This window comes from Caulobacter sp. FG121 (assembly GCF_057809815.1).
The window spans coordinates 285,395-298,437 of record NZ_JBMDKR010000004.1; the positions used below are offsets into that span (position 1 = coordinate 285,395).

Genomic DNA, 13,043 nt, shown 5'->3' on the forward strand with positions numbered 1-13,043 from the left:
GCGGGCGCCCTTACGCTACGCGGGCTACTCCCGAGGCTCCGACTCCGCCTCGGTTACTTCCTCATCCTCGTCGTCGTCGTCCAACGGAGCGCCGAGGAATTTGTTCAGGGCCACCCAGACCGAGACCCCTGTCAGACCGGCGCCGGCGACGGCGACCAGCCAACCCAGATTGCTGACATTGAGCAGGCCGTCGCCGCCGCCGGCGGAGAAGCCGACCGCGATGCCGCCGGCCATCAACGCCAGGCCGCCAACGCCCGTGGCCAGCAGCGGCAGGCCGCTGATGCGCACGGGTTCGAGGGTCGCCTCGTCGAAGGTCGGATCGAAGCCGCCCAGCTCCGCCATCTCGTCCTCGCGAACCAGGCGGCGGACGTAGTCTTCGTTGACCAGCGGCCTGCCCGGCGCGCCTTCAAGCACAAAGTTCGACGGGGTGACGTCGAACAGCCCGGGGCCCGACTCGCTGGCCGGCGCCGGCAGGTCGGCCCGCAGGGCGTCATCCGGCGCCCGTTCGATGGAAACCTCGGGCGCAGGCGTCAGCGTGAAGTCGGCCTCTGGCGTGGCGTAGGCAAGGTTAGATCCGACAACGACCGGCTCAGGCTGTGAAGGGGCGTCGTTGGACTGCCAGGCTGCGACGGGTTCAGGTAGCACTTCGGCGGCCGTCTCGACGGCCGGCGCCACTTCGGAAACCGGTTCCGGCGCGAGTTCGACGACGGTCATCGTCGGGGTAGCCTCGACAACAGGTTCCGGCTCGACCGGAGCCGGTTCCGGCATCAGCTGTTCCAGCCGGGCGCCCACGTCGGCGGCGGCGATTTCGCTGGCCAGCGGGACGACGGGCGGGGCTTCCGGTTGCGGCTGGGGCGTCTCGTCGCGGACCACGCTGGCGCGTTCGCCGGTCATCGAGGCCCTGACGGCCGTCGGCGTCTCACGCGGCACGGAATTGACCGCGTCGTAGTCGACCTTCGGCGCCAGCACGGGCGACGGCGCGGGGATCCAGCCATTGGCCGGAGTCAGGAACAGGGTCTTCTCGGCGGCGCGTCGGCGAACCAGGGCGTCGATGACGATCCGCTCGCCTTCGAAGTCCGCCTTGCGCCACATCTCCATGGCGCAGGCGGCCTGCAGCATCTGGCCTTCGTTGACCCGACGCAGCACCGACGAGCGGCGGAAATTGTCGACGCCGATGTTGAAAGCGAAGCAGCACAGCGAGTCGAACTGGTTCTGGGTCAGCGGCGTGTAGCTGTGCTCGTTGACCGCATGGGCCACGGCGATGAGATCGTACATCAGCAGGGCTTCGGCGTCCGCCTCGGACACCTCCGCGCCCTGGCGTGCGGTCAGGGTATGCCCGTAACCGATCGTCCAGCGGCCGTCGGGCAGTTGGGCGGCGCGTTGGCGATAGCCTTCGAACTTCTTGATCAGTTCGATGGCGACGCGGGAGACCTGGTGACGGGGTTTCATCGGCCTTTTTGATCCGAAATGAGACAGACGCTGCTGCGTTCCAGCTCACTCCCGCAAAAGGGATGCCGGTTGGGCCAGTAGAACGCCTCGGAGGAGAAATGGAGCCACTGCGCCATGGGCGAGAGGCCTAGTTCCGAATTCGGTCATCCGCATGACCGAACGGGATCGCGTCCCGTTTATGCGCCCTGCTCAGGCGAACAGAAGGGACGCGATCAGCAGAACCGCGAAGAACCCCGTGAAGTCGGTGAGGAACGTCACGAAAATCGAGGACGAAACGGCCGGGTCACGCCCCATCCGCTCCAGCAGCAGCGGTGCAAAGATCCCGCCAAGGGCAGCGGTGAAGATATTGATCACAAGGGCCGAGGCCACGGTGATCGCCAGTCGGCCGTTGGTCGCCGTGTCGTGGTCGATCAGCTGATAGACCGCAAACACGGCGACGCCCATGACCGCGGCCAGACTCAGGCCGTTGGTCAGGCCCACGGCCAGTTCACGAAGAACAATGCGCTGGGCGTTGGCCGCGCTCAGCTCGCGACTGGCGAGCGCACGTACGGCAACGGCGAGGGTCTGGGTGCCGGCGTTGCCCCCGAGCGACGAGACGATCGGCATCAGCACGGCCAGGGCCACGACCTTGGCGATCTGTTCCTGGAACAGGGCCACACCGCTGACCGCCAGGGTGGCGGTGACGAGATTGAGCATCAGCCAGGGCAGGCGCGCGCGCACGATATCGATGATTCCGGCGTCACGGCCTGCGTCCGACACACCGGCCAGGGCGAGGATGTCCTCCTCGGACTCCTCCTGGATAACACCGATGATGTCGTCGACCGTGATCTGACCGACCAGCCGGCCGCCGGGATCGATCACGGGGGCGCTGATCAGGTGATACTTGTCGAAGATGTAGGCGACCTCTTCCTGATCCATGTCGACGGTGATCTCGGTCACCGGCTCCATGATCTCGGCCAGGGTGGTCTCGCGTCTGGCCCGCAGCAGTTGGCTGATCGGCGCGGCGCCGATCGGGCGATAGGCCGGGTCGACGATGTAGATGTCGAAGAACAGCTCCGGCAGCTCGTCGCCGGCCTGGCGGACGTGGTCGATGGTCTGGCCGACGGTCCAGAATTGCGGCGCGGCCAGCACCTCGCGCTGCATCAGGCGGCCGGCGGTCTCGTCGGCATAGGCCAGGCTGCTCTCGATCGCCGCCCGGTCGTCCGCGTCCATCGCGGCGAGAACCTGGGCGCGCTTCTCGCCTTCCAGGTCGTCGATGACGTCGGCGGCGTCATCTGAGTCGAGTTCTTCGAGGGCGCGGGCCAGAGCGGTCGGGTTGACCGTCTCGAGGACCTCCTCGCGCAGGTTGTCGTCCAGCTCGGAGAGCACCTCGGCGAGGGTTTCCGAATCGAGACAGGGAATGATCTCCTCGCGGTAGTCCGCATTGAGGAAACCCATCAGGTCGGCGACGTCCTCGGAGCGCAGGGCCCCGACGAGCTCGCGCAGCCGCTCGGCGTCGCCACGGTCGGCGGCGTCGATGACCATGTCGACGTAGGCGGGATTGAGGGCGTAGTCGTCGCCGAGCGCGAGATCCTCGAGATCCTCGGGCGGCGCGGCGTTTTCAGGGGCTGCAGGGATCGAGAGGGTATTCTCATCGATCAGGTCGGCTTTATCCCGGGTCATGTCGGGGCCTCCTGAACGAAGAGATCAATCCTGCAGTGCTTCTTGCCTCTGATTCACTGGTGCGGTCGAGAAGACTCGAACTTCCACTCCGGTTAGGGAACAGCGACCTCAACGCTGCGCGTCTACCAATTCCGCCACGACCGCCCGTGGTGAGGCGCGGGGGGTAGCAAAAGCCGAACGGTATGGGAAGGGGTTGTTCTCTTCGACGCCGCGCTATCGCATATTCTCTCTTTAGTTGTATTTATAAAATACTCGTGACAAGGTACCCGGCGACAGCTGAGCCGGGGGTCATCGTGCTCGAAGGATTTCGCAAGTATCGCAGCTTCGCGGGCGGTCGATGTCCCCCGCGCCACCCAAGGCGGCAGGCGCAACCTCGCCTTCTAGGCCGCGCCTCACGGCGGGACCGAGACCGTCGCCCTCGCGGACCGGACAATCGATAGCAACGGAGCGGTGGGCTAAGCCATGATCACGATCACGCCAAAGCCAGGCACAATTCGCGCGAAGGTGCGCGTCAACGTCCGCAAGGGCCAGCCGTCCGCCGCCGCCGCCAAGGCGCGCACACTCGACCCCGGAGTCCGGTTTCCCGTTCTCGGGGTCGTGCTCGGCCAATCCGTTTCAGGGGTGGCGGAATGGTATGCGTGCGCCGATGACGAGTTCGTCTGGGCCGGCGGATGCGATGCCTTCGAGGCCAACGTCGACGCGGTGGGGCCCGACCAGGGCAGCGAACCCGATGACGACCAGGACCGGCCGAGCCGGATGCAGCTGGGCGACTATGTTCCGCCCCGGTTCGAGCTGATCGCCGGTATCCGCCATACGGTCCAGGGACGCCGTCCCAACGGCCTTGAGGGCTTGATCGTCCACTTCGACGCCTATCGCATCCGGCGCGCCGGCAATGGACCGGAGGATTCCGACAGCCGGTCGCTCGACATCCTGCGATCAGGCCAGGAGAACCACTTCCACTATGGCGAGATCAGCCGGACAGGGAGGGTTCTGCTTCCGGAAAACTTCGACTGGGCCGAGTGGGGATCCCATGCCGGAGTGAGCCTCTGCCCGTCGACCGGTCGATCAGGCGTGTCGCGCTACTACGTCGGCTTCGAAATGAACAACCCGGGAGTTCTCTATCCCACGGCCGACGCCAATGTCTTCTGCCCCTGGTTCAACTCGGAGCGCACCGCCACCGGCGCGGTGGAGCTCGACGCGGAAGGGCGCTGCACCCGCCGTTCCGCCAATGACGAATGGTACAGCCGCGACCAGGTGCGCCTGGCCGAGGGCGGCAACATCCACAAGCACTGGTACCTGCCCTACAGCCACGAGCAGTTCGAGAGCCTGACCAACGTCGTGCTCTATCTGACCAGGCGGTTCCCGACGACGTTCAGCATCGATCGCGTGTTCGGACACGACGAGGTCGCCCCGAACCGAAAGGATGATCCCGGCGGCGCCCTGGCCAATCCCGACCAGGTGATGACCATGGCCGAGTTCCGGGCCTACCTGAAGAGCCGCTTCTAGAAGCGATCCCCTCGCCCCAGCGGGTCAGGAAGCGGATCGCCGTCGCCGACGAAGGTCAGCGAGATCGAATTGATGCAGTAGCGCAGGCGGGTCGGCGGCGGACCGTCAGGGAAGACGTGGCCCTGGTGGCTGCCGCAGCGCGCGCACAGCGTCTCGATACGCAGCATGCCGTAGCTGGTGTCGCGGACCTCCGCGACATGGGCCTCATCGTAGGGCGCGTAGAAGCTGGGCCAGCCCGTGCCGCTCTCGAACTTGGTCTCGAAGCGGAACAGCGGCAGACCGCATTGCCGGCAGCAGTAGGCCCCCGGGCGCTTCTCGCCGAGCAGGCCGCCGCAGAAGGGCGCCTCCGTGCCGTGATGAAGCAGGACCTCGGCCTCTTCACGCGTCAGGTCGGCTTCGAGGCGCGCGCGTTCCGCGTCCGTGGGCGGGGTCAGGTCAAAACCCGAGGCGGAGGTTGTCTTGTCGGTCATTTGACCAATGTAGTGCCGGACCCCCGCCCCGGAAAGACGAGCCCGCGCCGACATGACCGTTTTTGAGCCCACGGGCAGCGCGATCATCGTCGGGGCGAGCGGCGGCCTGGGCGCGGCCCTGACCGACGCCATCGTGACGAGCGGCCGATTCGAAGAGGTTCATGCCATGAGCCGGACCGGCCGCGCGGCGCCGTGGGGGGCGGTAGCGTCGCCGATCGACGTGACCGACGAGGCGTCCGTCGCTGAGGCGATGGCGCGACCGGTCGCCGCGCCCCGCCTGGTGATCGTGGCCAGCGGCCTGCTTCACGCGCCCGGGATCAGCCCGGAAAAGGCGCTGAAGGCGCTGGACCCGGCGGCGATGGCCCACCTGTTCGCGGTCAATACCATCGGTCCCTCGCTGGTCGCCAAACATGCCCTGCCGCGCTTTGCGCGGGATGACCGCGCCGTCTTCGCCGCCCTGTCGGCCCGCGTCGGCAGCATTTCGGACAACCGGCTGGGCGGCTGGCACGGCTATCGGGCGTCAAAGGCCGCGCTGAACATGCTGATCGCGACGATGGCCATCGAGCTGGCACGGACCCGGCCTCTGGCCCTGTGCGTCGGCCTGCATCCCGGCACTGTCGATACCGGTCTCAGCCGGCCTTTCCAGGGTGGCGTGTCGCCGGAGCGCCTGTTCTCCCCGGCCGAAAGCGCGGCGCATCTGCTTCGGACGCTGGACGGCCTGACTGGGGCCGACAGTGGCGGTGTGTTCGCCTGGGACGGGTCGAGGATCCCGGCCTGAACGCCCCGCGGACGGACAAGCGCGGAGGGCGACGTTGCGGCGCCGTTGCCAAGCCGCCCTGTGCGGGCTAACCCGACCCGGCAAAATCGTGCGCAAGGGGCGTGGCCAGGCCGATGTTCTCGAAAATTCTGATCGCCAACCGGGGTGAAATCGCGGTGCGGGTCATCAAGACCTGCCGCCGGATGGGGATCAAGACGGTCGTCGTCTATTCCGAAGCCGACGCCGACAGCCTCTCGGTCGAGATGGCGGACGAGACCGTCTTCATCGGGCCGGCGCCGGCGAGTGAGTCCTATCTCGTCCAGGACAAGATCATCGACGCCTGCCGCAAGACCGGCGCCCAGGCCGTCCACCCCGGCTTCGGCTTCCTGTCGGAGAACGCCGGTTTTGCCCAACGTTGCGCCGATGAAGGCATCGTGTTCATCGGCCCCAATCCCGGCGCGATCCGCGCGATGGGCGACAAGATCGAGTCGAAGAAGTTCGCCGAGAAGGCCGGCGTCAGCTGCGTCCCCGGCCACATCGGCGAGATCGCCGACACCGCCCACGCCGTGAAGATCTCCGAGGAGATCGGCTATCCGGTGATGATCAAGGCCTCGGCCGGCGGCGGCGGCAAGGGCATCCGCGTCGCCCATAGCCGCCAGGACGTCGAGGAAGGCTTCCCGGCCGTCCGCTCGGAAGCCAAATCGAGCTTCGGCGACGACCGGATCTTCATCGAGAAGTTCATCACCAGCCCGCGCCACATCGAGATCCAGGTGCTCGGCGACAAGCACGGCAACGTGGTGCACCTGTTCGAGCGGGAATGCTCGATCCAGCGTCGTAACCAGAAGGTCATCGAGGAAGCCCCCTCCCCGCTGCTCGACGAAGCCACCCGCGCCGCCATGGGCGCCCAGGCCGTCGCCCTGGCCAAGGCCGTCAACTACGACAGCGCCGGCACCGTCGAGTTCGTCGCCGGCCAGGACAAGAGCTTCTACTTCCTGGAGATGAACACCCGTCTGCAGGTCGAACACCCGGTGACCGAGCTGATTACCGGCCTGGACCTTGTCGAGCAGATGCTGCGCAGCGCCGCCGGCGAGACGATGGCGTTCGGGCAGAAGGACCTGAAGATCAACGGCTGGGCGATCGAGAGCCGGATCTACGCCGAGGACCCCTACCGCAAGTTCCTGCCCAGCATCGGCCGCCTCGTGCGCTACGACCCGCCGGTCGAGGGCCAGCACTCCCTTGGTAAGGATGGGGGCTACGTCGTGCGCAACGACGCCGGCGTCCGCGAGGGCGACGAGATCTCGATGTTCTACGACCCGATGATCTCCAAGCTGTGCAGTTGGGCGCCGACGCGCCTGGCCGCTGTCGACGGCATGGGCCGGGCGCTGGAAGACTTCCATATCGAGGGTCTGGGCCACAACATCCCGTTCCTCGCCGCCGTGATGGACCAGGACCGGTTCCGGTCCGGCAAGCTGTCGACGAGCTACATCGTCGACGAGTTCCCTGACGGCTTCACCGGCACGACGCCAACACCGCTGCAGGTCGACATCCTGACCGCCGCCGGCGTGGCGATGCACCGCATGGTCACCCGCCGGGCCGGCGGCTCCGATCGCCGCGACTGGGTTGTGCTGGTCGGCCACGCCAAGCGCCGCGTCGACGTCGACGAGGCCGACGGCGTCCTCAGCCTCTACCTCGAGGGCGACGACCGAACCCTGACGCTGGACAGCGTCAACTGGCGCCCGGGCAAGGCGCTGCTGCGCGGCGTGCTCAACGGCCAGGCGTTCACCGTCAACGTGGCCACGGCCGCGGAAGGCTTCGTCATCCGCCACCGGGCCGCCAAGGCCAAGGTTCTGGTGCTGAGCCCCCGCTCCGCCGAGCTTCACGAGAAGCTGCCCGAGAAGCAGGCCGCCGACACCAGCAAGATGATCATCTCGCCGATGCCGGGCCTGGTCGTCTCGATGGACGTCGAGGTCGGCCAGACCGTCCGCGAAGGGGAAGTCGTCTGCATCATCGAGGCGATGAAGATGCAGAACATCATCCGCGCCGAACGCGAGGGCGTGGTGAAGACCGTCTCGGCCAAGGGCGGCGACAGCGTCGCGGCCGACGAGGTGCTGGTCGAGTTCGGCTAGGGCCTTTCGGCGCCGATCTCCCCCGAGAACCAATCGCTCCCTGCCGCGTTAACGTCGCGGGCTTCGGGAGCAAGGGTCGTGCGCGCTATTCTGAACCTCTACAGCATGAAAGGTCGCCTCGGCCGGCTGGAGTTTGCGCTGACCGGCATCGCGCTGTTCACAGGGACCTATTTCGCCGCCTTTCTGCTGATCGTGCTGAGTGGCGCGGGCGACGAGCCGTTGGCCGGCGTCACCGGCACGGGGCGCGGGCTGGTGGCCAGTCTGGCGGCCATTCTGCTCTGCAATGCCGTGATCATCGCCGTCGCCGCCGCCGTGAAGCGCTGTCACGACCGCGACCGGTCCGGCTGGATGCTGCTGTTCGTCATGCCGCCCTTGCTGGGGCAGCTGTGGCTGGTGCTCAGCCTGATCACCGGGCCGGGGTCGCCAGGTCTCAACCGGTTCGGCGCACGCGAGGGAGTCGATGACCCCGCCGCCCGTTGGGCCGCAAGCCTTTCGCCACGGGCCGCTCTCGCCTAGATAGGGATACTGAACCCTTTTCCAGAGTCGGAGCGAGCGTACGCATGGGCGGCCAGATTGACTGGGTGGAGCTGTTCTTCTCGTCCACGGGCCGCGTGGCGCGGACGCCGTTCCTCATCGCCGCCGCGGTGCTGATCGCGATCGCGATGGTCTATGAGGCCTCGATGGGCCCGACGATGCATCTGCTGACCGGCTGGTTCGTTTATCCCGGCCTGTTGTTCAGCGGGGCCTGCGTCCTGTCCAAGCGACTGCATGACCGCGGCCGGTCGGGCTGGCTGGCGGCGATCCTGATCCTCGCGCTGATCATCGCATGGCCGTTCCCGGTTGGATTCCTCGATTTCGCCTTCTCGCTCGTCATCGTCTGGGCCGCCGTCGAACTGGGCGTGATGGCCGGCGAGCAGGGCGCCAACCGGTACGGGCCCAATCCCATCAAAGCCGCTACAGTCTAGGAGTCTCCGTCATGCGCCTCGGTCTCGCCCTTGCGATAAGTCTGGTTCTGGGCGGTGCCGCCCTCGCGGCGGAAACGATCCCCCCGGATGCCCAGCCTGGCGTCGACGCCGTCAAGGGCATGCTCAAGAGCGCAAGGTCGGCGAGCGTTCGCAAAATCAAGGTCAACGCGGCCGGCGACGTCTGCGCCGTAATCAGCCCAAGCGCAGGGGAAGACGATCTGGAGTTCACCTGGAACAAGGTCACCGGCGAAGTCTGGGTGAACGAGGCCGCCAACAACGCGTACTCGCCGTTCGTGTGGGGCAACCCCAATCTCAAGCGCTCGACCGAACGCGCCGACTACCAGGCGTGGAAGGCCTGTCAGAAGGGCTGACGGCTTCTTCCTCCCGCAATGGGAAGACCATCCACCACAGGTCCGAACACCCGCTGGAATGCCGTCTTCAGGGCCGCATCGGCCTCGTCCATCGTCACCGGAAGGCCCTGGTCCACCAGACTGGTCACGCCGTGTTCGGTCACCCCGCAGGGGACGATGCCGCCGAAATGGTCGAGGTCCGGCTCGACGTTGAGGCTGATGCCGTGAAAGCTGACCCAGCGGCGCAGCTTGACGCCGATGGCGGCGATCTTGTCCTCGCGCGACCAGCCGGGGCCCCGGCGCCCGACCCAGACGCCGACGCGGCCCTCGCGGATCTGGCCTTCGAGATTGAAGGCGGCCAGGGCGTCTATGACCCAGGCCTCCAACGCAGCGACGAACGCCCGCACGTCTTTCTTCCGCTTGCCGAGGTCGAGCATGACGTAGGCCACGCGCTGACCGGGGCCGTGATAGGTGTACTGGCCCCCTCGCCCGCTCTCGAACACCGGAAACCGGTCGGGCATGATCAGGTCGGCCGCCTTCGCCGAAACCCCGGCCGTGTAGAGTGGCGGATGCTCCAGCAGCCAGATGAGTTCCCCTGCCTCGCCTTTCGCGATGGCCTCCGCGCGCGCCTCCATGACCGCCACGGCCTCGGGATAGGGAACCGGCGTCCGCGACACGGCCCATTCGGCCGGCAAACCGTCGGCGCGGCCGAAAAGAAGTGCGGCATCTGGGCCCGTGGGCCCCGGGTTTAACGGCTGATCAAGCATGACGGCCCAATGTGGCGTGTCAGCGCTCATTGCGCGAGGGGCCAAGCGTTTCGTGAGTCAGGTCAAGTCGGTCAACGTCGAGATTTCGGTCGTCCTGGGACGGTCCACGCTCCCCATGTCGCAGCTGCTGCGGATGGGCCGCGGGGCCGTGATTCCGCTCGACGCCAAAGCCAGCGACGAGGTGTGGATCCTGGCCAACAACCACCCTGTCGCGCGCGGCGAAATCCAGATCAACGACGACAAGATCAGCATCGCCGTGACCCGCGCCGCCGACGTCTATGACTTCATGGCCGGCGGCACGACGTAGCGGCTGGGCAGCAATGAAGGCCTATCTGGTCCTCGACTTCAGCGTCAACGACCTCCCCGGCTTCATGCCTTACGTCAACGCGATCCCGGCCCACATCGAACGGCACGGCGGGCGCTATATCGTCCGTGGCGTTGAGCCCACCGTCATGGAAGGCGACTGGCGGCCGCCGCACATGGTGATCCTCGAGTTTCCCGCCCGCGCCAACGCCGAGGCATTCCTCGGCGACCCGGAAATCCAGGATTTGTTCGCGATCCGGCACGCCACCACGACGAGCAAGCTCGTGCTCGTCGATGGGTGCACCTAGAGGCTTCTAGCCGGGCCGCCCTACAGCGGAATGTTGTCGTGCTTCTTCCAGGGGTTGCTCAGCTGCTTGCCCTTGAGGCTGCGGAGGGCCCGGACGATGCGGCGACGGGTGCCGTGGGGCTTGATCACGTCGTCGATGTAGCCGCGTGACGCCGCGACGAACGGGTTGGCGAAGCGGTCCTTGTATTCGGCTTCGCGGGCCGCGAGCGCTTCCGGATCGTTCATCTCGGCGCGGAAGATGATCTCCACCGCCCCCTTGGCGCCCATCACCGCGATTTCGGCGGTCGGCCAGGCGTAGTTGACGTCGCCGCGCAGGTGCTTGGAGCTCATCACGTCATAGGCGCCGCCGTAGGCCTTGCGGGTAATGACCGTAACCTTCGGCACCGTGGCCTCGGCATAGGCGAACAAAAGCTTGGCGCCGTGTTTGATCAGGCCGCCGTACTCCTGCTTGGTGCCCGGCATGAAGCCCGGCACGTCGACCAGGGTGATGATCGGGATGTTGAAGGCGTCGCAGAAGCGCACGAAGCGCGCGGCCTTGCGGCTGGAATCGATGTCCAGGACCCCGGCCAGCACCTGCGGCTGGTTGGCGACGATGCCGACCGACTCGCCGTCCATGCGGGCAAAGCCGCAGATGATGTTCTTGGCCCACTCGCTTGAGATTTCGAAGAAATCCGCCTCATCGACAATCTTGAGGATCAGCTCCTTCATGTCGTACGGCTTGTTGGGGTTGGCCGGGATCAGCGTGTCCAGGCTCATCTCGTCGCGGAACGCCTCGTCGAAGCTCTCGCGCGGGGCCGCCTTCTCGCGGTTGGAAGAGGGCAGGAAGTCGACCAGTCGGCGGACCTGGGTCATTGCCTCCAGATCGTTGTCGAACGCGCCCTCGGCGACACCGGACTTTGCCGCGTGGACCCGGGCGCCGCCCAGTTCCTCGGCTGTGACAATCTCGTTGGTCACCGTTTTGACCACGTCCGGGCCGGTGACGAACATGTAGCTCGTGTCCTTCACCATGAAGATGAAGTCGGTCATGGCCGGCGAATAGACGTCGCCGCCGGCGCAGGGGCCCATGATCACGCTGATCTGGGGCACCACGCCCGAGGACAGCACATTCTCCATGAAGATGTCGGCATAGCCGGCGAGGCTGTCGACGCCCTCCTGGATGCGCGCGCCGCCGGCGTCGAACAGGCCGATGATCGGCGCTCCGACGCGGGCGGCCGCGCGCTGGACCTTGACGATCTTCTGGGCGTGAGCGCCGCTGAGAGAACCGCCGAAGACCGTGAAATCCTTGGAGAAGACGTAGACGACCTTGCCGTTGATCGTGCCCCAGCCGGTGACGACCCCGTCCCCGGGGATACGCTGGTCCTCCATGCCGAAGTCATGGCTTCGGTGTTCGACGAACATGTCGAACTCCTCGAAGCTGTCCTCGTCGAGCAGCAGGTCGATCCGCTCGCGGGCGGTCAGCTTGCCCTTGGCGTGCTGGCTGGCCACGCGCTTTTCGCCGCCGCCGGCCCTGGCCTGCTCGCGCCGCTTTTCGAGTTCTTCCAGGATGTGCTGCACGCCGTCATTCCCCTTGCATCGAACGGGACCGGGTTAAAGCCGTGACGCGGGCGTGACAAGGGCGCCGGAGCGTCAGCCGAGCGCCCTGAACCACCGTTCGAGCAGCACCGCCTCCGCCAGGCGGCCTTCGGTGCGGATCGCGGCTTCCGCGTCGATGCCCCAGAGGCGTTCCTGGAAGGCTTCGTCGAGGCGGGCCAGGTCGTGGGCCGCCTCGCCGGTCAGTCGGCCCCGTTGCAGGGCGAACGCCAGAACCGCTGAGCCCAGCAGGCCGGCGGCGTGCGCCAGGGCGGTCAGGGCGAAGTCGTCGCAGGCCAGGGCGAGGGCTTTCGCCCGGGCCAGTGAGTCCGCCGGTTGCTGTCGGTGGATGATACCCGTGGTCGGCTCCAGAGCGACGCCCAGCTCGGTCCTGGCCCAGTCGAGCAGCGGATCCCAGGCGGCGGCCTGCTCGGCGATCAGCTCGCGCGGGCCTTCGGCGCGGTAGCAGAGCAGGTCAGAGCCGGCGTAGCGGGCGATTTCGTCGGCGACCGCCTCACGGGCGGCGTTGATCTTTTCCAGTGCGGTGAAGGCCAGCCGCACGCCCGGCATCGACGTCATGACAATATGCGGGTCCTGGGCGTCCCATTCGGCCGCCGCCAGCTCGGCCAGAGCCCTCGTCGGCAGGACAAGCGCCGCGCCGCCGGGGGCTTTCGGCGTGCGGCCGTCCAGCAGCACGGCGTGTCCCTCGCCCGCCGGGCCGACCGTCACCGCGCGGTAGAATCGCCGTGGGTGCTGGACCCCGTCCCCCTTGCCGGTCACGCTGACTCTCCGATCGTCGCGACGGAAGCGCG

General features: G+C 67.0%; 14 protein-coding genes and 1 tRNA gene. 8 read left to right on the forward strand and 7 right to left on the reverse strand.

Annotation, left to right across the window (positions count from 1 at the left end; genetic code table 11):
• Window positions 1-24 precede the first annotated feature (24 nt).
• From ACODSL_RS12960 to ACODSL_RS12970, 3 genes are all read right to left on the reverse strand, one after another.
• Window positions 25-1,449 (reverse strand): lysozyme, encoded by a 1,425-nt coding sequence (locus ACODSL_RS12960; protein WP_488901111.1) that lies wholly within the window; start codon window positions 1,447-1,449, stop codon window positions 25-27.
• A 189-nt stretch (window positions 1,450-1,638) separates the two neighbouring features.
• Window positions 1,639-3,111, reverse strand: a complete 1,473-nt coding sequence (gene mgtE / locus ACODSL_RS12965) for a magnesium transporter (protein ID WP_488901112.1) — start codon at window positions 3,109-3,111, stop codon at window positions 1,639-1,641.
• A 57-nt stretch (window positions 3,112-3,168) separates the two neighbouring features.
• Window positions 3,169-3,255, reverse strand: a tRNA-Leu gene (locus ACODSL_RS12970).
• Between the two features lie 318 nt (window positions 3,256-3,573).
• On the opposite strand from ACODSL_RS12970, the gene ACODSL_RS12975 reads away from it, so the two are divergent.
• Complete coding sequence (locus tag ACODSL_RS12975) at window positions 3,574-4,617, forward strand: hypothetical protein (RefSeq protein WP_488901113.1); 1,044 nt, start codon at window positions 3,574-3,576, stop codon at window positions 4,615-4,617.
• On the opposite strand, the gene msrB is transcribed toward ACODSL_RS12975, so the two are convergent.
• Entirely contained in the window at window positions 4,614-5,087 is a 474-nt protein-coding gene (msrB, locus tag ACODSL_RS12980) for a peptide-methionine (R)-S-oxide reductase MsrB (protein WP_488901114.1), read from the reverse strand. The genes ACODSL_RS12975 and msrB overlap by 4 nt on opposite strands.
• A gap of 52 nt (window positions 5,088-5,139) precedes the next feature.
• Here msrB and ACODSL_RS12985 point away from each other — a divergent pair, with 52 nt between their 5' ends.
• From ACODSL_RS12985 to ACODSL_RS13005, 5 genes are all read left to right on the forward strand, one after another.
• Entirely contained in the window at window positions 5,140-5,865 is a 726-nt protein-coding gene (locus ACODSL_RS12985; RefSeq protein ID WP_488901115.1) for an SDR family NAD(P)-dependent oxidoreductase, read from the forward strand.
• Between the two features lie 113 nt (window positions 5,866-5,978).
• A complete protein-coding gene (locus tag ACODSL_RS12990; protein ID WP_488901116.1) occupies window positions 5,979-7,970 on the forward strand; it encodes an acetyl-CoA carboxylase biotin carboxylase subunit in 1,992 nt (663 codons plus the stop codon).
• Window positions 7,971-8,048: 78 nt separating this feature from the next.
• Window positions 8,049-8,486 (forward strand): DUF805 domain-containing protein, encoded by a 438-nt coding sequence (locus ACODSL_RS12995; RefSeq protein ID WP_488901117.1) that lies wholly within the window; start codon window positions 8,049-8,051, stop codon window positions 8,484-8,486.
• 44 nt (window positions 8,487-8,530) lie between these two features.
• Window positions 8,531-8,935: a DUF805 domain-containing protein gene (locus ACODSL_RS13000; RefSeq protein WP_488901118.1), complete on the forward strand. Its 405-nt coding sequence runs from the start codon at window positions 8,531-8,533 to the stop codon at window positions 8,933-8,935.
• Window positions 8,936-8,946: 11 nt separating this feature from the next.
• Window positions 8,947-9,306 (forward strand): hypothetical protein, encoded by a 360-nt coding sequence (locus tag ACODSL_RS13005; RefSeq protein ID WP_488901119.1) that lies wholly within the window; start codon window positions 8,947-8,949, stop codon window positions 9,304-9,306.
• Here ACODSL_RS13005 and lipB read toward each other — a convergent pair.
• Complete coding sequence (gene lipB / locus ACODSL_RS13010; RefSeq protein ID WP_488901120.1) at window positions 9,294-10,052, reverse strand: lipoyl(octanoyl) transferase LipB; 759 nt, start codon at window positions 10,050-10,052, stop codon at window positions 9,294-9,296. The two genes, ACODSL_RS13005 and lipB, sit on opposite strands and share 13 nt — an antisense overlap.
• Between lipB and ACODSL_RS13015 the strand changes: the two genes are divergently transcribed.
• Both ACODSL_RS13015 and ACODSL_RS13020 read left to right on the forward strand, forming a co-directional pair.
• Window positions 10,051-10,359, forward strand: a complete 309-nt coding sequence (locus ACODSL_RS13015) for a FliM/FliN family flagellar motor switch protein (RefSeq protein ID WP_488901121.1) — start codon at window positions 10,051-10,053, stop codon at window positions 10,357-10,359. The two genes, lipB and ACODSL_RS13015, sit on opposite strands and share 2 nt — an antisense overlap.
• 13 nt (window positions 10,360-10,372) lie before the next feature.
• Complete coding sequence (locus ACODSL_RS13020) at window positions 10,373-10,663, forward strand: DUF1330 domain-containing protein (RefSeq protein WP_488901122.1); 291 nt, start codon at window positions 10,373-10,375, stop codon at window positions 10,661-10,663.
• Window positions 10,664-10,683: 20 nt separating this feature from the next.
• On the opposite strand, the gene ACODSL_RS13025 is transcribed toward ACODSL_RS13020, so the two are convergent.
• On the reverse strand, window positions 10,684-12,216 hold the full coding sequence (locus ACODSL_RS13025) for an acyl-CoA carboxylase subunit beta (RefSeq protein ID WP_488901123.1): 1,533 nt from the start codon (window positions 12,214-12,216) through the stop codon (window positions 10,684-10,686).
• A gap of 72 nt (window positions 12,217-12,288) precedes the next feature.
• Entirely contained in the window at window positions 12,289-13,011 is a 723-nt protein-coding gene (locus tag ACODSL_RS13030; protein ID WP_488901124.1) for an ATP12 family chaperone protein, read from the reverse strand.
• Window positions 13,012-13,043: the final 32 nt, after the last annotated feature.